General features: G+C 44.4%; 17 protein-coding genes. 10 read left to right on the top strand and 7 right to left on the bottom strand.

Annotated features, from left to right (window positions below; genetic code table 11):
- The 4 genes from R8269_RS21125 to bcsE all read right to left on the bottom strand — a co-directional run.
- The coding region (locus R8269_RS21125; RefSeq protein ID WP_411978692.1) for an SPFH domain-containing protein at positions 1-161 on the bottom strand (161 nt) is incomplete at its 3' end.
- 153 nt (positions 162-314) lie between these two features.
- Positions 315-1940 carry a cellulose biosynthesis protein BcsG gene (gene bcsG, locus R8269_RS21120; protein ID WP_170893765.1) on the bottom strand — a complete coding sequence of 542 codons (1626 nt, stop codon included), beginning with the start codon at positions 1938-1940 and terminating at the stop codon, positions 315-317.
- A complete protein-coding gene (locus R8269_RS21115; protein ID WP_017819966.1) occupies positions 1940-2116 on the bottom strand; it encodes a hypothetical protein in 177 nt (58 codons plus the stop codon). Before R8269_RS21115 ends, bcsG begins: the two co-directional genes overlap by 1 nt.
- The gene (bcsE, locus tag R8269_RS21110; RefSeq protein ID WP_318222657.1) at positions 2113-3696 is read right to left on the bottom strand and encodes a cellulose biosynthesis protein BcsE; all 1584 of its coding nucleotides are present in this window, start codon (positions 3694-3696) and stop codon (positions 2113-2115) included. Before bcsE ends, R8269_RS21115 begins: the two co-directional genes overlap by 4 nt.
- A gap of 470 nt (positions 3697-4166) precedes the next feature.
- Between bcsE and R8269_RS21105 the strand changes: the two genes are divergently transcribed.
- From R8269_RS21105 to R8269_RS21080, 6 genes are read left to right on the top strand one after another with little or no spacing between them, the layout of a single operon-like run.
- Positions 4167-4364 carry a hypothetical protein gene (locus R8269_RS21105; RefSeq protein ID WP_021034149.1) on the top strand — a complete coding sequence of 66 codons (198 nt, stop codon included), beginning with the start codon at positions 4167-4169 and terminating at the stop codon, positions 4362-4364.
- Positions 4361-5140, top strand: coding sequence for a cellulose biosynthesis protein BcsQ (gene bcsQ, locus R8269_RS21100; protein WP_005382068.1), 780 nt, complete (start codon positions 4361-4363; stop codon positions 5138-5140). The genes R8269_RS21105 and bcsQ overlap by 4 nt, the downstream gene beginning before the upstream one ends.
- A 3-nt stretch (positions 5141-5143) precedes the next feature.
- On the top strand, positions 5144-7777 hold the full coding sequence (gene bcsA, locus R8269_RS21095) for a UDP-forming cellulose synthase catalytic subunit (RefSeq protein ID WP_318222656.1): 2634 nt from the start codon (positions 5144-5146) through the stop codon (positions 7775-7777).
- On the top strand, positions 7767-10055 hold the full coding sequence (gene bcsB / locus R8269_RS21090; RefSeq protein ID WP_054575227.1) for a cellulose biosynthesis cyclic di-GMP-binding regulatory protein BcsB: 2289 nt from the start codon (positions 7767-7769) through the stop codon (positions 10053-10055). The genes bcsA and bcsB overlap by 11 nt, the downstream gene beginning before the upstream one ends.
- On the top strand, positions 10052-11158 hold the full coding sequence (bcsZ, locus tag R8269_RS21085; RefSeq protein ID WP_054575226.1) for a cellulose synthase complex periplasmic endoglucanase BcsZ: 1107 nt from the start codon (positions 10052-10054) through the stop codon (positions 11156-11158). The genes bcsB and bcsZ overlap by 4 nt, the downstream gene beginning before the upstream one ends.
- Positions 11149-14892 (top strand): cellulose synthase subunit BcsC-related outer membrane protein, encoded by a 3744-nt coding sequence (locus tag R8269_RS21080; RefSeq protein ID WP_318222655.1) that lies wholly within the window; start codon positions 11149-11151, stop codon positions 14890-14892. Before bcsZ ends, R8269_RS21080 begins: the two co-directional genes overlap by 10 nt.
- A 60-nt stretch (positions 14893-14952) precedes the next feature.
- Here the strand turns inward: R8269_RS21080 and R8269_RS21075 are convergent, their stop codons facing one another.
- From R8269_RS21075 to R8269_RS21065, 3 genes are all read right to left on the bottom strand, one after another.
- Positions 14953-15807, bottom strand: coding sequence for a co-chaperone YbbN (locus R8269_RS21075; RefSeq protein ID WP_005382073.1), 855 nt, complete (start codon positions 15805-15807; stop codon positions 14953-14955).
- Between the two features lie 472 nt (positions 15808-16279).
- Positions 16280-17107 (bottom strand): SDR family oxidoreductase, encoded by an 828-nt coding sequence (locus tag R8269_RS21070; protein ID WP_005382075.1) that lies wholly within the window; start codon positions 17105-17107, stop codon positions 16280-16282.
- A gap of 44 nt (positions 17108-17151) precedes the next feature.
- Positions 17152-18066, bottom strand: coding sequence for a TIGR01777 family oxidoreductase (locus R8269_RS21065; protein WP_005382076.1), 915 nt, complete (start codon positions 18064-18066; stop codon positions 17152-17154).
- 255 nt (positions 18067-18321) lie between these two features.
- On the opposite strand from R8269_RS21065, the gene R8269_RS21060 reads away from it, so the two are divergent.
- From R8269_RS21060 to R8269_RS21045, 4 genes are read left to right on the top strand one after another with little or no spacing between them, the layout of a single operon-like run.
- Entirely contained in the window at positions 18322-19056 is a 735-nt protein-coding gene (locus tag R8269_RS21060; protein ID WP_005382077.1) for a DUF1538 domain-containing protein, read from the top strand.
- A complete protein-coding gene (locus R8269_RS21055; RefSeq protein ID WP_005382078.1) occupies positions 19053-19844 on the top strand; it encodes a DUF1538 domain-containing protein in 792 nt (263 codons plus the stop codon). Before R8269_RS21060 ends, R8269_RS21055 begins: the two co-directional genes overlap by 4 nt.
- Entirely contained in the window at positions 19834-20184 is a 351-nt protein-coding gene (locus R8269_RS21050) for a P-II family nitrogen regulator (protein ID WP_005382084.1), read from the top strand. The genes R8269_RS21055 and R8269_RS21050 overlap by 11 nt, the downstream gene beginning before the upstream one ends.
- A complete protein-coding gene (locus R8269_RS21045; protein WP_005382085.1) occupies positions 20181-20588 on the top strand; it encodes a CBS domain-containing protein in 408 nt (135 codons plus the stop codon). The genes R8269_RS21050 and R8269_RS21045 overlap by 4 nt, the downstream gene beginning before the upstream one ends.
- Positions 20589-20676 lie beyond the last annotated feature (88 nt).

The following is a 20676-nucleotide window of genomic DNA, read 5'->3' as shown; positions in this document are numbered from 1 at the left end:
GGAATGATCAAGTTTAAACCCGGCTTTAATGTGTGGGTGTAGCGTCCGAAGCGTTCAACTGTCCAGTTGTTTCCTTGCGGAACCGTTTTAATGGCTGAAGATAAGATAACGACAGCAAGAACGACGAAAATACCGATGGTGATCAGTGAATCAATTGGCATGAGTTATTCCCTTAAGTGCATAATGTTCGATCCATTTTTACCTATTTATAGACAATAGACAATTGAAGTTCTGAGACCTTTGAGAGGTTATTGGTTTTTTATATGACAAAGGCCGGAAACACCGGCCTTTGTCATTGCATGGTTTTACTCTCGCTATTTCGCGGGGTATTCAATCCAACTTGAACCATCAAGAGAAACATAATACTTCCCTTGTACTTCAATCACAGTAGAGCCTGAGTTCTGCGCGACAACTCGTGTTTCTGGTAGGTTCTCTGTCAATATTGAAGGGCTAAACGTCTTACTTTGATAAATGTTTTTATCCAGGATATTCGAAACGAGCTGCGACAATGCCAGATAGCTAGATGGCTCGCTTACGTGTTCGGTGTCGCCCTGACGCTGAATTCCTTCTCCGAAGATTTTAATTCCTACCGGTGTATGAATGATTGTCGGTGCAGGAATTTCTCGCATACCTGAAATTTGCATGCGGTCTCCTCGCATACCACCACCATGTTCTGGTACCAAAGCGACAACGATGTTGCGTTTTGAGGACTCTAAGGTTTTAAAGAACGCGTGGAGGTCATCAAGCAAATTCTTAAGGCGCATTTTGTAGCTAGCAATAGATGTGCTTGAGTTCGCATTGATGATCCTGTTGCCATCATGTAGTGAAATTGAGTTGTAGAGTGCCACGACTTTGTCGTCACTACTGTTAAGTCTTTGCTGCCACCAGTTATCCAATACTTGCTTATCGCGGAAGATCGAAGAGCCATCAAAAGATTTTTGGTAAGGAGTTAAGTCTTCTTGAGACATAAGAGCCGCTTGTAAGTCGCCGTCTTTTTTGATCAATTCAAGGAAGCTATCAAAGACACCATTGTGGTTCATCAGTAAATTTTCTGTGAAGCCTAGTTCTTTCAAACTTTCGAACAAGTAGCACTGCTTTGATGGTGCTGGCTGGAACAGTTGACTGTGTTCCTGTTGACCACAATTGGCTCGTAACAGACGAATGACCGCAGGCCCGCTGTATGACGTTGCAGAGCTAAAGTTGTCGAACATGATGTCAAATTCTTTGAATAGAGGATGATCGGCCAGTCCTGCAATTTCGATGTCATCCCACGCGACCGAGCAAATACTCAAGAACAACAAATCGAAAGGAGCATCCATTGCGCTGTTGGTATCGAATGCCACACGTCGAGAAGCTTCTTTAGAAAAGAAATCTGCAGTTAACGTGTTGAGACTGGCATCATTAATTTCCGTTATTTGAGGTTGTTTGCTAGCAGTAACCTCGGTTGTCGGCTGTTGTTGAGCTACTTCTGCAGCCACTGTTGTCTGAGGTTCAGTCGTCATAGGAATACTTATATAGACCATCGCAATAACCACAAAGACTGAAACTCTAACGAACTTGCTCAAAATAAAGTACGCACCACACAAAGCGAGCAATCCGAGTATTGCTTGGAATGATAAAAATCGTCCCAAAAGCTCGACCAGATAACTCAATTCAAACTGCATTAACTGTCCCGCTTGAGCCCAAAGACGGTCTAGAGGAGGTAGGTAAGAATCGTAATGCAAGAGCCAGGCTGCGGCGACAAACACAACGATATGACGTACCGCATTTAGGCTTTTCATCGAGATAGGAAGCAGGATGAAGATCAACAGCGCAAAGTTTTCCATTGGATGGAAATCGATGATTCCTTGAAAATAGAGCGCTGTTTTTGCGATAAAGTAAATGTTCCACCAGCCCAATCCTATAGTAGAGGGGGTAGAGTCATGAGAATGCGATATCATTACTTAAGCTTCTTAGTGTTAGTGGCTGATGTATCTAGCTCAAAATAGCGCGAGCGTTTTAAGTGCTTGTGGTAAAAGCGTCGGGTAGCGTTTACTAGGTCACGGATAAAGTATCCTAGGAGTAGGCCAATACCTGAGCTGATAATCACGGTCAGTAAAAAATCGTTAATATTCATGAACGCTCCTTGAGCTCGATGGTTTTTTTCACAGCAAACAAAGGAGGAACATCAGTAATGGAGTTAGTGGCGGTATGGAATATTTTCCTCTCTGTCGCCAGAGCTGAAACGTCGTCGGATATGACAGCGGCATCTTGAACGATGAATTTTAACTCTGTTTCGATATCTAATTGGGTATCAAACGTGTGGGTCGAGTGAAATAGGTCTCTCACTGGGAACTCAAATATATTGTTTAGCGCAATATCAATATCGCTTTGTCGAATAGCACTGAACACGACATATAGAGCTTTGTTGCAGGCTGTCACAACGTCGCCATCTCTTCGAATATGACAAAGACGTAAACATTCCTCTGCAGTCATACCTGGCAATAAGTTCAGCTTTATAAGTGCAAAGTTCACACTTGAGTGTGTTGAGTGGGAAATGACGTCAATACAGTATTGACTAAAGTCCTGGTTTTGTAAGTAGCCTTTGCTACCAAACTCAAAGTCATATTTTAAGAGCGCCTCTAAACTTTCAGGAATTGGGCGTGTAAGCATTTGGCCTTGAATTGCCTCAACCTGAGTCATAAAGCGCATGTGGGGGATTTGCGCGTGAGAAATGAAGTTTGCCCCCGCGCGAAGCAAGAACTTTTCATCTGCATATCTCAGACATTGTTGGGTCTCCCTGACAATAATCTTTAGTCGACGGCCATATGCGGACCTTAAACGGTAGCAATCTAACGCGATCTGTTGAACTTCGCTTTGGTTATCGCAGCTGAAAATAATCGTTGAAGAGCGAGGGTTGTCTAGCATCTCTATGAGTCCTTGATTGCTCTCTGCCACACGCATCCCTTTTGGGGCTTTCACGCTTTCTCTGAAAGCTCTTCTGCTGACATAGATTCTATCGCTATCCGATTTGTCTTCTGGCATGACATGAGATTGATGCGTTTCGTAAGACGTTGCTTTTAGTGTTTTATCTTTAGTTTTAGTGAGAATGTATTCGTGTTGGGTAATTACACCGTGTTTATTGGACCAAAAATCCACAAGATAGCAGTAGCGAACGTCATCTAATGATGTCATGGTCGCCAAACCTGCAATGTGTCTATTGTGAGAAATAAGAATGGGCTTTAATAGTGAAGTCGTCAGATGCCCATATATACAAACACTAATAGTGATTTTTTTATTATTTGCCAGCTCATTTAAGCTTTGTAGAAAGACACTTATAAAATCATCATTAGTTGATGATAGTAGCGAGTCTGGAACAACTAATAGACATGTAGAAAACTTCTTTATGTTCGTTTTGTGAATGTCTTTAGCAAGATTTATAGCTTTGGGCGTTTTTTTTGTGAATTTATGACTAAGAAAAAAACACTGTTCAAGGTACGTTTTAGATAAGTCATTGAATTTCATTAAGGCTTCATCATTCAATGTGGACAAAAAAGTTTCTTTGTCTGTAAAGCTTGTAAGTGAAGTGTTGTCATTTTCCGGTAGTGTACTGAACAAATAATCAATAAGCATCTGTTTATGAGTAAATAAGTTTACATAAACAGAGTTTATCTCTCGTTCGTTTTTAATAGCAGATGATTCAGAGAGTGATGACATAAAGAGCCTTAAATCAATAACTTAATGTGTTTTGTGAAGCTCACAATCCGTTGTATGCTAATCGTTACAATTTTGATTTTCTTAGTGACAAGAAAATGACGCTAAGATATTAAACGAAATTGATCAGAAATTAAAATAGTTATAGCATGTGCTTCACATGATGTTTATGAGTTTAAAATCAATAGTCTCTAAGTCTATGATTCTCATTTAAAATATTTAAATTTCTTATATGTATTAAATGGATGGTAACAATTCATTATTGTAATCCTTTTTTCTGAAGTTAAATATTATTTAGGCCTTTGTTATTTATATAGGCTATAAATAAACTTATTCACATTCATCATCGTTCTATAAATATGAGACGCATAGGTCGATGCGTCAATTTTTTAACAATGGAATTTATACTGAAAATGATAGTGGCGGGATTGCTGTTATCTCAGTTTAAGCTCCGTTACATTGTGAAAAATTCTATGACTGAGTCTGCAAAAGATATTAATTCGATCTACTCTTCTTATAACTTAACTCAATACACGTATATTGAAACAACAGAAAACGAGTCTTACGTACAAGTTAAAAATAAGTGGCAAGTCTTCAAAGCCAACGGTGCTCGTAATGTTCTATCTTTGGTACGTAATACGCAGAAAAATTCAGAAACGGAAGCGATATGAAGCGCCTTCTATTTGTTAGTTTAAAAGGCGGCTGTGGCTCAACGACCGTCGCTGCGAATTTGGCACAAGCGTTAGTTAAGATAAATAAACAGGTACTGGCCATTGAGGTGGTGCCTAATAGTTTACTGCAAGCTCATCTTGGCTTGCCGAGGGAAGAGCAAGGAGGCTGGGCGAAACAACTTCTTTTAGATAAGCCTTGGACCCAGGCTGGTTATGAAAGCCCACAAGGTGCACTTTTTTTACCGTTTGGCCATCTGAATTCTGAGCAGTTAAAAGCGTTTTTTAATGAGCGTTCTCACTATCTATCAATGCTAGGTGAAATGACGTTGCAAGTGAGCGAAAACCGTGGTGAGCAGTGGCTGCTTTTTCACGCCGACTTAGCAGAGCTTACTGATCCTGAAGTGCGATCTTTTGTCGACTCAATGGATATGATTGTGGTGGTGGTAACGGCAGACGCCCTGAGTTATCTCACTCTTCAATCTTGGCTACAACATGAAGAGCTATCGAGATTGCTTCGCTCTGACAAATTACGTTTTTTGGTGAATAAGTATCAGCCAGAAACCGAAATTGGTCGTGATTTCATGTTGGTGCTGAAAAAGGAACTTAGCGAATCCTTGATTCCTGTTTCGATTCATCGAGATACGGCATTGCTTGAATGTGTGGCAAACCTGACGACCGTTCAACACTATTCGCCATCGAGCCAAGCCGCAAAAGATTTTCAGTCTTTTGCTTTTTGGTGTGTATCAGCGTTATCAAGCGCTCAGGACCAAAGCTAATTTATGCGAAGTCTTAATCTGATTTTCCAACGTTGGGTAGTGGATCAATTCAGACTGCAGAAGAACGCTTACGAGCAAGCCTGGAATTGTAAAACAAACTGGGTTGGTGAGTGTGCTTTGTCTTTTTGGTTTTCATTGAGTTTTGTATTTTTAAAGCCGGTTATTTCGGGTGTTCCCTCATGGAAACTGCCTTTGGTTTACTATCCAAACGTTAATTTTGCTGCGCCAAGATGGTTTGATCCTGTACGTTTTATTATCCAAAGCGTGTGGTTGCTTTGCTTCAGGCAAAACGTAAATACAGCATGGTCCAAAAAAACCAGCAGCTTAGCGATGACTTTAGCCGAGCAAATTCGCAATGCGTTCTACTTGCCATTTGAATTGGTTGCAAAAGGCGTCCGCTGGTTAGAACAGACAGCGAACAACATCAAAGATCCACAAGTTCGAGAGCGTATTAAAGCAAGTAAGTCAGCGATGGCGTTGAACTACACCTTGTTGTTTTTCGTGGTGTTAATCGCTTTGCTTTGTTTTACGGTGCCATTTGGTTATCAGGCTCAGACTGTCTTTGTGCTGTTACTCTGGGCATTAGCGATGATGGTCCGTCGCATGCCGGGTCGTTTTCCTACCATGCTTTTGATCATCTTGTCGGTTACGGCCTCATGTCGATACTTGTGGTGGCGTTATTCGTCTACCCTGAACTGGGACGATCCTGTTGCTTTGTTTCTAGGGGGCGTTTTACTTCTAGCTGAGACGTATTCTTGGATTGTGCTGATGCTTGGCTACTTCCAAAATATCTGGCCATTGAATCGCAAACCAGTATCGATGCCACCGGATCAGTCAACTTGGCCAACCATTGACTTGATGATCCCTACTTACAACGAAGATCTCGATGTTGTGAAAGCGACGGTTTATGCCTCGTTAGGTGTCGATTGGCCGAAAGACAAACTTAACATCCACATTCTGGATGACGGCAAGCGTGATAGCTTCCGAGATTTCGCCAAAAGTGTAGGGGTGAACTACATCCGCCGCCCAACGAATGAACATGCGAAAGCCGGTAACATTAACTATGCGTTGAAGCAGACCAGCGGTGAGTTTGTTGCGATTTTTGACTGTGACCATATTCCTACACGAGCATTTTTTCAGCTCACAATGGGGATGTTCCTGAAAGATCCAAAGTTGGCGCTTATTCAGACGCCGCACCATTTTTTCTCACCGGATCCTTTTGAGCGTAACTTATCGAACTTTCGTAACGTGCCAAACGAAGGCAACTTGTTTTACGGCCTGATTCAAGATGGTAACGACTTATGGGATGCGACTTTCTTCTGTGGCTCGTGCGCTATTTTACGTCGAGAGCCTTTAGAGGAAGTCGGTGGTATTGCAGTCGAAACCGTGACGGAAGATGCGCACACGTCTCTGCGCATGCACCGTTTAGGCTATCGTTCTGCATATCTTAAGCAGCCGATTTCTGCTGGTTTGGCGACAGAAACATTGTCTGCACATGTTGGGCAACGCATTCGTTGGGCTCGCGGGATGGCGCAGATATTTAGGGTAGATAATCCATTGACTGGAAAGGGGCTTAAGCTCTCTCAACGGCTTTGTTACGTCAATGCCATGCTGCACTTTCTATCTGGTATCCCGAGGATTGTATTCCTGATCGCACCCTTGGCTTATTTGTTGCTGCATTCCTACGTGATTTATGCACCAGCGCTGGCGATCATTTTGTACGTATTACCCCACATGATTCACGCCAGCATGACCAACTCTCGTATGCAGGGTGACTACCGTTATTCGTTTTGGGGTGAGGTATACGAAACCGTGCTTGCTTGGTATATCGCAAGGCCAACAACGGTGGCTTTGTTTGCGCCCCATAAAGGGACATTCAACGTAACGGCAAAAGGCGGTTTGGTTGAAAAGTCTCACTACGATTGGGTGATCTCTCGACCATATTTGGTTTTGGTTGCACTCAACATTTTGGGCTTCGCTGTAGGGATTTACCGAATGGGGTGGGGGCCTCAAAATGAAATCGGTACAGTTATCGTGAATCTCGTATGGACGATGTACAACCTGTTGATTTTAGGTGCTGCCGTTGCGGTTGCAGTAGAAGCTAAACAAGTGCGAAAAGATCACCGAGTAGAGGTGGCGATTCCTGTCGCGGTTAGGCTTAATTCTGGGCATTTAATACAAGCGCAGATGAAGGATTTCTCTTTGGGGGGCGCGCGCATAGAAATTGACGGGGTCGATGAACCAACCTGTGCTTACTTACTCGGTCAAACCTTAGAAGTGATCCTCAATCGAGGTGGCCAAGAATTCGTGTTCCCTATGACGGTTGCCTATGCTCATAAGGGGATATTTGGTTTACAACTCAACGAATTGTCTCATCAACAACGAATCCAATACGTCCAATGTACATTTGCACGTGCAGATACATGGGCGAAATGGCAACAAGGTTATCAATCAGATAAACCTCTATCGAGTATGCAGGCTGTACTGCAAGTCGGCTTTAATGGATACAAACGCTTGCTGCAACATTGTCCTAAGTTTGTTCAGGTCAGTGTGGATGCACTTTTATTTTGTATCGAATTTATTTGGTCACTAAGACCTCGTTATGTCCCAATCAGGACCTCAAGTCATGCTAAATAATAAAAAACTAACAGCGTTGACAACGGCTATCACTCTCATGTGTATGTCGTGCAGTCTCGCGGCACAAGAAGTAAGTCAGCAACAAGCAACGCCTTTGGCACAGCAAGATGCTGAAGATTCGACCGTGTTTAAGCGCGTCATCCCATTTAATCAATTAGGTTACAGTGGTTCAATTGCTATCCAAGGTAGTGAGGCCAGTGCTTATATTGGTTTCGGTTCGCGACTCGATGAGGTGGTATCTAAAGCAACGTTGCACTTTGATATCACACCTTCGCCAGCGTTGCTCTCTTTGGTTTCTCACGTCAAAGTGTATTTGAACAACGAACTTATGGGAGTAGCGTCAATCGTCGATGGCCAGCAAGGCAAAAAGTTGAGCTTATCTATGCCGCTGGACACTCGTTACTTTAGTAATTACAACCAAATTCGCTTTGAGTTAATAGGGAATACTCAGAAAGACTGTGCTAACCCCAATGACTCGAGCATTTGGGCTGAGATTAGCCAAAGTAGTCGAATTGAGATGCTTGCTCAAAAGACAGTGCTGGAAAGTGACTTGAGTTTGTTACCGGCTCCTTTTTTTGATGTCCGTGATTTCAGCCAGTTAAATCTGCCTGTCGTGATGGGTAGCAAATACGATTTAGATGATGTCAAGGCTGCCGGTGTCTTGAGCTCTTACTTTGGTGCTCTTGCGGGTTGGCGTGGTGCTCAATTCCCTTTTAGTGTCGACACGTTACCTAAGCGCAACGCCATTGTCTTTGTTACCAATGACAACAAACCTGAGTTTCTGAGAGATTTTCCAGACACGGATGGCCCTCGTCTTCAAGTCATCACTCATCCAACAGACCCGTACGTGAAGCTTCTTCTGGTGACAGGCCGTGACAGTAAGGATCTTAACATTGCGGTGCAAGGTTTGGCGTTGGGAAACCAACTTCTTACTGGACCAATCGCGAAGATTAATGAAGTCAAACAAATCAAACCACGAGTCCCGTACGATGCGCCAAACTGGGTGAGTACGGCTCGTCCTGTTGCATTGTCTGAGTTAGTCGAACAAAAAAGCATGCTGCAAGTGGAAGGCCGAACGCCTCCACCAATCAATGTGAGTTTGCGTTTACCACCCGATCTCTTTACTTGGCAAAGCCGTGGTATACCGATGGATCTTAACTATCGTTATTCACCGCCTGCTGCGGATCATTCCGGCTCTCGTCTGACTTTGAGTATTAATGACCAATTCATTGAGGCGTTCAACCTAACCACAAAAGGTCAAGGTGGAGAATCTAACCGTATACGTGTTCCTTTGTTAGATGATGGCATTCTAAGTGGTGATACGTTTGTTCGCATTCCGGCTTTTAAGGTGGGTAGTCAAAACCGAATCGAGTTCGAATTTGGCTTTGCTTCGGTGACCGATGGGCAGTGCCAGGTAACGCAGCCAAGTAAGCAATACGCGGTTATTGATGGTGATTCTACTATTGATTTTAGTGGTTTCCCCCACTACATCGAAATGCCGAACATGCGCGCTTTTGCTACATCCGGTTTTCCTTACACTCGCATGGCTGATTTGTCAGAAACTGCTATTGTTGTTCCAGAGAGTGCTCCAAAAGAAGTGTTGCAAACCTTCTTAAACGTCATGGGGTCATTGGGACGTGACTCTGGGTACCCAGGTATTCAGGTGCTTTTGACAGATAAATGGAATGCTGAGCAACTAAAAAATAAAGATATCCTGACGATTGGTGTTGTGGATGCATTAGAAGAAGCCGCTAATAATCCTGACCAAGTTAACTTAGTGGTTAAAGAGGGTCAGAGACAAATTCGCCTACCAAGCAAAAATGAAAAGCAGCTCGGAATGAACTGGATGAGTCCAAGTGATGCTCGTCAAGCCGCCGCAGATTATGTTTCTGTCGAGGCAGAAGGCTCTTTTGCTGCTATTTATGGTGCAGAATCGCCATTTACGAAAAAACGCAGCGTCATTTCTATTATGGCGGCTCACCCGTCAGATTTTTCGTCGGTTGATCGCGCGTTGGCTGACTCCGGTAAAGTGGAGCACATGTTTGGCTCGGTGGTGACGTTGAGAAATAACGAAGTAGCAAGCTACAACGTGGGTTCGCACTACTATGTCGGTAAGCTTCCTGTGTGGCAGCTCGTTTGGTATCACTTCTCTAATCACCCAGTCATCGTTGCGTGCTTTGCCGCCTTGCTAGTGGTGATCGTAACCATTGTGCTTTGGCGCGTATTACGTCAAGTCGCGTCTAGACGTTTAGAAAAAACTGAGGAAGAGGAACAATGAAAAAACTCATCTCGTTCCTTATGTTGTTCGTGTCTCCTTACTTGTGGGCTAACACCTGCGAGTGGCCACAATGGGAAACATTTAAGTCGGTATACATGGAGCAAGGCCGAGTCGTTGATGGCAGTGACGAGCGTATGATTACAACCTCGGAAGGCCAATCTTACGCATTGTTCTTTGCCTTGGTTGCCAATGACCCTAAAACCTTCGATCAGGTTTTAAAATGGACTCAATCACATTTGGCTGGTGGGGATTTGACAGCAAGGCTTCCTGCTTGGTTGTGGGGAAGAAAAGAAAATGGTCAGTTCGGAGTCTTGGATTCTAACCCAGCGTCAGATTCTGATTTGTGGATAGCTTACTCCCTTGTTGAGGCGGGGAGATTATGGAATAACTACTACTATCAGACCCTTGGACATCTGATCGCGAGTCGTATTTTACGTGAAGAAACCGTCAACATAGCGGGAGTTGGAACGGTATTGTTGCCAGCTCCAACGGGCTTTGATGCCGACGGCCAGTACCGTGTGAATCCGAGTTATGTTCCGTTACAACTGATTGCTCGTATGCAGTCGCTGTACCCGCAATACAACTGGGACTCAATGTATAAGGCAAGTGTTCACATGCTAGAGAAAACGATGCCAGCTGGCTTTAGCCCAGACTGGGCAGTATTGAGAAATGGTCGTTATAGCTCAGATGTGGTTACAGGGCCGATGGGCAGTTACAACGCGATCCGCACTTATCTTTGGGCGGGTATGCTAAATGACCAAGTTTCAGAAAAAGCAGTATTAGTACAAAAAATGCAGCCGTTTGTCGCGGCAACCAAAGCCCTTGGTGCGCCAGCGAGAGAAGTAAATACTGAAACGGGTAAATATACCCAAGCAGGAAGCGCAGGTTTTTCTGCTGCGGCTCTTCCGTTACTCGCGGCTTCTGGTGAATCTGCGCTGTTGGAGACGCAGTTTCGTCGTGCTCAAAATGAACTTGTGGTGGACAAAAACGATCATTATTACGACAACGTATTAAGTCTATTTGGGCTTGGTTGGCATGAAGAACGTTACCGTTTTGGTGTGCAAGGTGAATTGCTTCCTGTATGGAGCGAGAGATGTCAGTAACAGGATACGTGTTATGGTGGATTCCACTGGTTGCTTTGGCGGCTGGTGGCGTCGGCACTGTGCATGCAGAAAGCTTTAGCTCAAAACCTCTGACAAAGTCGCAGCTCGCACAGGTCTACAAGCCTATCGAGCTGGTTCAATTTTCCACATCATTAGCACGAGTTGACTCGGTTGAGTGGTTGGTTGAGCAGCTAAAACTGGCGGATGCGATTGGCCGAGATGATATTGTCGAGAGTACTCTGGAGAGGCTGTTCGCGATTGAAGAAAGCAATCCAACGGGGCTTTTCTATAAAGCGAATATGTATCTGAAACGTAAGCAGCCAGAATTAGCAAAACCGGTATTTGAGCGCTTAATCAGACAGGCGCCTCATTCGACTCAAGCGAAAAACTTGTCATCGATTATGGCTATTCAGGGAGAGAAAAGAGCGGATTATCAGCGCGCTCAGTTGCTTGCAAAATCTGGTCGTTACGATGAAGCGATTCAAGCTTACAAAGCCCTTTTCCCAAATGGAATGCCATCACCAGCGTTACAACTGGAATTCCTACAGTTGCAAAGTAATTTGCCAGGCAGTTGGAGCTCGGTAAAACAGGGACTGGAACGTTTAAATGCAAATTATCCTAGTGTTCCGTCTTTTCAACTCGCGTTAGCCAACCACATTCGCAAAGAGAATCCTGCTGATCCATGGATTCTCGATACCTATAAAAAGTTAGCGCTTGCTCCTTCGGTTGGAACAAATGCGGCAACGTCGTGGTTGCGTGCATTGGATCAATTGCCTATTTCAGATCAAGTTGTTCAGCAATATGCCATCTTAGCTAGCTACTACCCGTCTGACATGGAGATACAAAGAGCGAATCAAAGCGCGAAAGATCGCTGGAAAAAGGAAAAGGAACTACGCAAAGACCCCACTTATCTCGCCAAGCTCAAAGGGTTAGCGTTGCTCGAGGAAGATAAAACCGACCAAGCAGAAGCTCAGCTGCGTTATGCGTTGACGACTCGTCCGCAAGATCCTGAATTGCTTGGTGCTATGGGTAAGGTTTATCTACGTAGAGGGCAGCAACAAAAAGCGCTCGGATACTTTAAACAGGCTCAGCACTTAGATCATAATCCTGACTCGGCCTCAAAATGGGCAGCGCTAATCGAGACTTCTCAATATTGGGCGTATCTTGATCAAGGTGATGCCTTGGTCGAAAAAGGCCAGTTTAAGCAAGCAGAAAGCGCTTATCAAAAAGCGATTCAAGTAGATAAATCCCAACCTTATGCTTATTCATCATTAGGCTCTTTGTATCTGGTACAAGAAAATTATGCCGCGGCAGAGAAGGTTTTCAAACAAGCTTTGCAACTGGATAGCAGCAATAGCTCTGCATTGCGTGGTCGCTTAGATGTTCATATTCAGCAGCAAGATTGGTCTGGCGCGGAAGCGCTCGCGCGCAGTTACTCAGCCCCACAGCAGAAAGTGGTCGCTGAAAAAATAGCGAGCATCAAGTCGGAAGTTATTTTGACTCGTCTGCGGATCGCAATCGCTCAAAATGATCAGGTAACGATGAAAGCGTCCGTAGAGGAATTGATTGCGCTACAGCCAACCTCCCCATGGTTAAGGCTTGATATTGCTGACGTGGTTCATTCAATGGGCGACAAAGTACGCGCGGATACGCTGATGTCCGATTGGGCTACATCTAGTAATGACCCTGAAATGAAATTTGCTTACGCGCTTTATCTCGCGCAGGACTTCAACGTGAATGAGGCCATCGCTGAGCTAGAGAGTATCGCACAACATGACATGACAGACGCAATGCAGCGCAATTTAACCCGCTTGAAGCTTGATGCTCAGTTGAGAGACATTCAAACGCGTTACTTAGCTTCTCCCGAATCAGTAATGGCGACATTACGTGCGCTAGAGTCGGATTATCAAGGTCAAATTCAACCGCTCGCTCGTCTAGTGAGTGCGTGGTTAGACATTGATGAAGTTAAGGAAGCTGAGAGGATTTTCCAAAACATTTCGCTTTCAGAAGATTGGTCAACCGATGACAAACTGGCTTACGGCAGCATGATGGTAAGCTTGAATCACTTTGAAGATTTTGACCGTTGGTACGCGGACTTAGCATTAAATTCCGCAACACAAGATTTAAGTGCTTCGGAAGCATTACAGCTTGATGAACTCAAAACCCGTCGACTGTTGAGTCAAGCGGATCTGATGCTGGTTAATCAACAGCCTAAGCTTGCGTTGGATTTGTATGAACAAGTTTCTTTAAAGCCTGAGCCATTTAAAACTCAAGCAGAAATTGGCATGTTGCAAGCTAGTGCTTTGACTGGGTATGAAGCGACGTATCACGACATGCACCTCATTTTGAATAAAAAGCGCGATAGCTTAACTGCGGCACAGTTGATGACAGTGGCCGCGGTGTTTAATCAACAAGGCTATCGAAATGACGCTAATGCGCTAAATCAGTTGTTGGATGCGATGCCTGATGCTGACGCATTAGCATTTCGCAATAGCATGTCTATAGCAATGGAAAATCAACAGTGGGCGTTAGCTGAAACACGCGCCTATCAAGCCTTAAATCGTGAACCTGAAGAGGCGAAAAAAGAACCCCTAAGCTTACGCGAGCTATATGATACTGCTGACGACTACTGGTTGACTCGTAACGTCAAATCGGACATCGATAAACTGCATGATCGGAGTGATGGGCATGTCATGATTGGCTGGGATTACAGTGCACGAGATGGCCGTAATACTTCGAATCAAGTGCCCATAGAAGCCCGAATCCCGATAGAGAGCTGGGATGGGCACCTGTTGCTAAAAGCCGATTATGTTTCTATCGATTCAGGTCAGTTGGACTATTATGAAAAAACCACCGATTCTGACAGCACTTCGTTCCAAAATGACGCATCAGGTATGGCATTTGGAGTGGGCTGGCAGGCTGAAGATTGGTTGGTCGATATCGGCACGACACCAATTGGTTTCGACCATACCACATGGGTTGGTGGTGTGCGCATCAATGGGGACCTGGGTGAGTTCGGTTGGACGGCAGAAGCTTCGCGTCGCCCTGAGACCAGTAGCGCGCTTTCTTATGCTGGAATGTCTGTCCCTAGCGGCACGACTGACCCTCAAGGGACTAAATGGGGCGGAGTTGCTCGTACTGGTGTGAAGTTGAGCTCAAGTTGGGACATTGGTGGCCCTTACGGTTTTTGGAGTAGCTTGCAGTATCATGTTTTGACTGGTGAAAAGGTTGAGGACAACACTCGTTTAGGCGTGCTAGGTGGAGCGTACTACAAGTTAATTGCAACGGATGACCAGCGTTTAAGTATAGGTACGAACTTAATGTACCTTGATTACGACAAAAATCTGGGTGAGTACACGCTAGGTCACGGTGGCTACTACAGCCCGCAAAGTTACTTCTCGGTGTCTTTACCTATCAACTTTTATGGCCGATACAACAGTTCTTGGTCATATCAATTGAGTGCATCCGTCTCTAACTCTTGGACTAAGGAAGACGCGCCATACTTATCGACAGTAGCGGAGTCAGACAAAGGTGGTGGTTTTGGTACGTCGTTGCAAGCGGCGGTGGAAAAGCGAGTCAGCAAACGTTGGTACCTTGGGGCGTTAGTCGATGTACAACGTTCTGAGTTTTATACACCAAACCATTTCATGCTTTATGCCAAGTACACCTTTAATGATCGTTGGCAACCAATAGAGTATCCGCCAGCAGCACCAACGCTGTATAGCGACTTCTAACAAAAAACAAAGGCCGGAAGTCCCGGCCTTTGTTGTCTTATTCCTAGAAGAATGCGACGCTTAGTACAAAATTGAGTAAAGCTGGCGACGATATTTGCTTGCTAATGCGTTACCTTGACCTAGCGCACTGAGAATATCCATAAAAGTCTTCTTCACGTCACCGTCTTGGGCGCCCAAGTCTTTTTTAAGAATATTCCACAGCAGTTCCAACGCTTCTTCATCCCGAGCAACTTGGTTGTATTGTACCGCCAATTCACAAGCGAGTTCGAAGTTTGCCATGTCTGCTGCGTATGCTTGTTCTAGTCGCTGTAACTCAGGGCTATCTGCAGCCTGCAAATGCAGCTCGAGCTTGGCTATTAGGCTCTTGTAGTAGTTATCTTGATACTCGAGAGGGATAGCGTTCAGTAGTTCTTGGGCAATATCAAATTGTTTGGTTTCTAGCAAACAATCAGCCATCGCGAGTTTCACATCACCACGCTCTTGCAGCTCTGGCGGCAAAGTGTGGATGATGCTCAAAGCCTGAGCATGCTCACCTTGCTGAAGAAGTTCACTGACTTGTTTTAATAGTTGTTCATCTGGGCTTGGCAAATGCTTTTGTAGCATGGTAGCAATGGCATCAATTGGCTGGGGGCCTCCCAGACCATCGACGGCTTGACCATTTATAAACAGCGCGATAGTTGGCAATACTTGCACGCCAAATTGAGACGCTAAAGCGGGCTGATCTTCACAATTTAGTAGAGCAAGCGTAAATGCACCGTTGTACTGTTGAGCAAGAGATTGCAACTCAGGGAGTATCTGTGCGCTTTCTGGCTGAGCGTTGGCCCAAAAGTGGATCAAAACGGGCGTGTTCATTGATCCTTCAAGCGTTTCGCGAAAGTTCTGTTCTGTTATCTCAACGATAAATGGGGATTGCATCAGAGTATCCTTGCCTTGTGTCTTGTCGTTGATATTAGATATGGAGTTGATTTAGGTGAAATTCAAGCGACATTCACCATCAATAATGAATCATTCTATTTTGAGAAAACGTGGGATAATAGAGTGAGGTTATTGCTGCTCAGGTGTTAGATAAAAAGAAAACGCTGCCGAAGCAGCGCAATTCTAATGCTATTTGTTAGTGCGGTATCAAAATAGGATGAACATGGTCAACACTACACCCACACTAAGCCAGTTAAGCTGATTTAATGTCATTGTTGCCTCGCAGTAGTATAAACATTGCTACAAAACGGAATGGGTGGCGATACCAAATCTAAGCAACTCAATCACTTTGGGCGAAAGAATCCCCGCTGAATTGCGTAGAAATTGATTCGTTTAGTTGAGGTTTTTTTAACCTACATGTTCATAATGACATCACATTGTTACGATGAAATTACATTTCGACAAAACTTTTTTATGCAGCCTGTCGCAAAATTTTATCAAGTGCACGGGTTGGTAATAGTCTTTTCAAGACTGCGAATAATTTAGTCGGTGTAGTAATTCGATAACGAATTTTCGGTGAAACGCTAGTTAATGCATGAAGAACTGGTGCGATGCAAGACTCTGCAGGTAAAACAAATCGATTATTAGACTTGTCGTTGTTGAGTCGCTCTCTTTGTCCTTCATAAGCATGACGATGGGGGCTAGATTCAATATCAACCCACTTCTCAAAGGCTCGTAATGCATTGTTTCTAAATTGAGTTTCGATCGGTCCTGGTTCTATCAATACCACTTTGATATTCGTATCCGCAAGCTCTAGCCTGAGCGTATCTGTCCAGCCTTCTAAGGCAAATTTTGATGCATTATAGGCACCACGGTATTTCATTGCGGCAAAACCAAGAACAGAGCTGTTTTGTATGATGCGTCCTTCGCCTTGCTGGCGCATATGAGGAAGTACCTCTCTGACCAACTGGTGCCAACCAAAAAAGTTGGTCTGAAATTGATCTTGAAGAGCCTCGGTGGGTAAGTCTTCCAGTGCTCCGGGCTGACCATAGGCACCATTATTGAACACTGCGTAAAGCTTACCTTCTGCTAACTCTAGCGCTTGCTTCACGCCCGAAGAAATGCTTTCTGGGCTATTTAGGTCTAGATTGATGCAGGTTAGCCCTTCATTAATTAGGCGCTGGACATCTTGTTCTTTCCTACAAGATGCAATGACATTAAATCCCTTGTTTTGTAGGGCGTGAGCGCACACGTAACCGATGCCGGTTGAACAACCCGTAATAAGAATCGACTTTTTCATAATTTAATTTAAGACTCAGAAACCTTGATTAGAGCCATCATTCATCAGCTCCGGTCATGAAGCAAGTGCTTGAGTGCTGGCTCTATTCTGGAGTAGCTAAATTTAAAGCCCAGTTCGGTGAGTTTTTTGGGTTTGGCTCTCATGCTATCAAACAATAAGCAGGAAGATTCTCCCATTAGGAGTTCCATCGCCCATTTAGGCGTGAACAAGATATGCGGACGTTTTAGCGTTTTAGCTAGTGTGCCGCTGAATATACGATTAGTCACAGGATGGGGGGCGCACATATTGAATGCACCGTGGGCATGTGGTGTTTCAAGCAAGTACATGATGGCGCGGACCATATCTAGGATGTGAATCCAAGGCATGTACTGATTACCGTTCCCAAGTGGGCCGCCTACGCCAAGCTTGTAAGGTAATAGCATTTTTGCCAACGCACCACCATTAAGGCCGAGTACCACGCCAGTTCTCAGTAGACAAACCCGTGTTTGTTCCGACTCTGCGCGCTTGGCTATTTGCTCCCACTTTGCACAAACCTCGTGAGGAAAGTCGTCGCTATTAACATGTAAGCACTCATCAAACGGATGGTCTTGTTGATCACCATAGTAGCCAACTGCCGAGCCACTAATAAAAACAGAGGGAGGTTCGGTACTTGCGTGGATCAGCTCAACAATTTGCTCGGTAATTTTCCAACGACTTTTGCAGATTTTTTCTTTTTGCTCGCTGGTCCACCTTTTATCCGCAATTGGCTCACCTGCAAGATTAATGACGGCATCAACGTGATTGAGATCGGCGAACGACTCGAGCGAGTCAAGGTATTCGATATTACCCAGATCAGCATGCTGTAGGCGTTGTTTTGCTCGCTCTGGAGAGCGTGTAAGTAGCATAACCTGGTGAGTTGATAGCAGCTTGAGCAACTCCGAGCCAATAAACCCAGTGCCACCTGTGAGTAATATCTTCATGTTATCTCTTTGAATGTACACGTATTAGAACATTATAGTCGTTTTGTGCTTAGCTTGATCATCTCAACACCATTATTTCTGGGATAGTGACAAGCTGGCAGAGATACTATTAACTTCACATATTAGAAAATATGTAACTAAATGTTATAGATGGCGCTAGTGCATTCACGGTAGAAGAGTGAAATCTATGCCAGACTAGAAGTTATCGCTCATTGGAACGAGCGTAATCAGTTTGCACAATCAAGGAGGATAGGCATGGAAGCATTTGTTGCGCTTTTTCGAGCGCTCCTCAATAGTGCTCGTGACTTATTACCCATCATCATTGTTATCACTTTTTTCCAATTAGTCGTTTTGCAAGAGCCGCTGCCCAACCTGGTCTCCATTCTTTTTGGCTTGTTGCTTGTCGTTTTAGGATTAACCTTTTTTATCTTTGGCCTAGAACTTGGTCTTTTTCCTATCGGAGAGAGTATGGCTCAAGCCTTTGCAAAAAAAGGCAGCGTGTTTTGGTTATTAGTCTTTGCGTTTTGTTTGGGGTTTGGCACCACGATAGCTGAACCTGCATTAACCGCGGTAGCGGAAGAAGCCTCAGAAGTTGCGGCTGAGGGCGGAATGATCGCTAACTCAGAGCAGTCCATGCAGGATTACGGAGAAGGACTTCGAGTAACAGTAGCTCTCTCTGTGGGGATAGCCATCGTTATCGGTGTTTTGCGTATCTTAAAAGGGTGGCCGATTCATTACATGATCATTGGTGGCTATGTAGGCGTTGTAATACTGACGTGGTTTGCACCTGAAGCCATTATTGGCGTCGCTTACGATTCCGGAGGTGTAACCACGTCCACCATAACAGTACCTTTGGTCACTGCTCTGGGCGTCGGTTTAGCGTCTTCTATTAAAGGGCGTAACCCTATGGTGGATGGCTTTGGTTTAATCGCTTTTGCCTCGCTGTTACCGATGATGTTTGTGATGGTTTACGGAATGGTCGTAACATGATTTCAATTGATCATTTTCTAGACACTTTGTTATCGACCGTTCGAGACGTCGTTCCCATCGCCAGCATTATTTTTGGTTTTCAGTTAGCGGTGTTAAGGCGTCCTGTTAGCAACCTTAAGAAAGTTTTGCTTGGGTTCGTTTATGTGATTTTCGGGTTAGCTCTTTTTTTACTTGGATTAGAAATGGCGTTGTTTCCACTTGGGGAGACGATGGCTGTGCAATTAACGGCGCCGGAGTTTTTACAAGAGTTCAAAGTATCGGTAGGGAAAGCCTTAATGTGGGTCGACTATTATTGGGTTTACACCTTCGCCTTTTTTATAGGCTTTAGTACCACGATTGCAGAGCCTTCTTTAATCGCTGTAGCGATAAAAGCAAACCAAGTCTCTGGAGGCAGTATCAGTATTAACGGCTTGCGCGTAGCCGTTGCGTTTGGGGTGGCAATTGGTATTGCATTAGGGAGTTACCGGATTGTCGTGGGCGATCCCATTCATTATTACATCATCGCGGGTTACATCGTCGTTGTGATTCAAACGTTTTACGCTCCTAAGCTTATTGTTCCACTCGCCTACGATTCTGGAGGCGTAACAACTTCTACCGTCACTGTCCCACTTGTAACTGCATTAGGGTTAGGGCTTGCTTCGACCGTCCCTGGAAGAAACCCAATGATTGATGGCTTTGGCTTGATCGCGTTTGCCAGTCTATTTCCTATGATCTCTGTGATGGGCTATGCGCAAATAACCCAGTGGCTGAATAAAAACGTCTCGGAGGAAGAAGAAAATGCGCTTTAAATTGATACTTGCGTTTGTTGAAGACAGCAAAACAGACAAGGTGTTGGACGCTGCACGCGATGCTGGTGCGACCGGTGCTACGGTGATTAACAATGCTCGCGGACAAGGTTTAAATCAAAAGCGAACGTTTTTTGGTTTAACGCTAGAAGTGCAAAAAGATGTGCTGCTGTTTGTGGTCGAGGAACATCTCTCTCGACACATATTAGAAACCATTAATGAGGTTGGTGAATTCGACAGAGAGTCGGGGCAGGGCATTGCTATTCAGATCGATATTGAAGATGCAGTCGGTGTCGCGCATCAAGTAGAAACGTTGACCAAAGTGGTTGAGGATGAATTATGAGTGATCAAACGATAATTAGAGTTCGAGATGTAATGGCGGCTACTTATGTCATGGTTGATGGGCTAATGACAGTTTATGAAGGCATAACGCTAGCGAAAAAATACCAAGTCAAAGCACTGGTGGTGAAAAAGCGAGATGATAATGATGAATATGGCATCGTGTTGATGAATGATATCGCCAAAAAGGTGCTGGCGAATAATCGTTCTCCTCAGCGCACAAATATTTATGAAATCATGACCAAGCCCGCTTTGTGTGTCGAACCAGATATGAACGTAAAATATTGTGCACGTTTGTTTGAGCGATTTGGCATAAGCAGAGCGCCGGTCATTGAAAGTGGCGAGGTCATTGGGATGGTGAGTTATAACAATATTGTCATCAATGGTATGGTGCGAGAAGAAGTGTAATAGTTTGATATAAATGAAAAATCAACGAATTTTTTCTCAAGTCAGCGACTGTTACAAAGAACTAAAATATTTAATATATGTTAGGTTG

Source organism: Vibrio sp. Vb0667 (assembly GCF_033391095.1).
This window is presented reverse-complemented; position numbering and strand designations above follow the sequence as displayed.

Bases quoted from the DNA above. Each gene is read 5' to 3' on its own strand.
- bcsG (WP_170893765.1), bottom strand. From the start codon at position 1,940: ATGATATCGCATTCTCATGACTCTACCCCCTCTACTATAGGATTGGGC.
- R8269_RS21115 (WP_017819966.1), bottom strand. From the start codon at position 2,116: ATGAATATTAACGATTTTTTACTGACCGTGATTATCAGCTCAGGTATT.
- bcsE (WP_318222657.1), bottom strand. From the start codon at position 3,696: ATGTCATCACTCTCTGAATCATCTGCTATTAAAAACGAACGAGAGATA.
- R8269_RS21105 (WP_021034149.1), top strand. From the start codon at position 4,167: ATGACTGAGTCTGCAAAAGATATTAATTCGATCTACTCTTCTTATAAC.
- bcsQ (WP_005382068.1), top strand. From the start codon at position 4,361: ATGAAGCGCCTTCTATTTGTTAGTTTAAAAGGCGGCTGTGGCTCAACG.
- bcsA (WP_318222656.1), top strand. From the start codon at position 5,144: ATGCGAAGTCTTAATCTGATTTTCCAACGTTGGGTAGTGGATCAATTC.
- bcsB (WP_054575227.1), top strand. From the start codon at position 7,767: ATGCTAAATAATAAAAAACTAACAGCGTTGACAACGGCTATCACTCTC.
- bcsZ (WP_054575226.1), top strand. From the start codon at position 10,052: ATGAAAAAACTCATCTCGTTCCTTATGTTGTTCGTGTCTCCTTACTTG.
- R8269_RS21080 (WP_318222655.1), top strand. From the start codon at position 11,149: ATGTCAGTAACAGGATACGTGTTATGGTGGATTCCACTGGTTGCTTTG.
- R8269_RS21075 (WP_005382073.1), bottom strand. From the start codon at position 15,807: ATGCAATCCCCATTTATCGTTGAGATAACAGAACAGAACTTTCGCGAA.
- R8269_RS21070 (WP_005382075.1), bottom strand. From the start codon at position 17,107: ATGAAAAAGTCGATTCTTATTACGGGTTGTTCAACCGGCATCGGTTAC.
- R8269_RS21065 (WP_005382076.1), bottom strand. From the start codon at position 18,066: ATGAAGATATTACTCACAGGTGGCACTGGGTTTATTGGCTCGGAGTTG.
- R8269_RS21060 (WP_005382077.1), top strand. From the start codon at position 18,322: ATGGAAGCATTTGTTGCGCTTTTTCGAGCGCTCCTCAATAGTGCTCGT.
- R8269_RS21055 (WP_005382078.1), top strand. From the start codon at position 19,053: ATGATTTCAATTGATCATTTTCTAGACACTTTGTTATCGACCGTTCGA.
- R8269_RS21050 (WP_005382084.1), top strand. From the start codon at position 19,834: ATGCGCTTTAAATTGATACTTGCGTTTGTTGAAGACAGCAAAACAGAC.
- R8269_RS21045 (WP_005382085.1), top strand. From the start codon at position 20,181: ATGAGTGATCAAACGATAATTAGAGTTCGAGATGTAATGGCGGCTACT.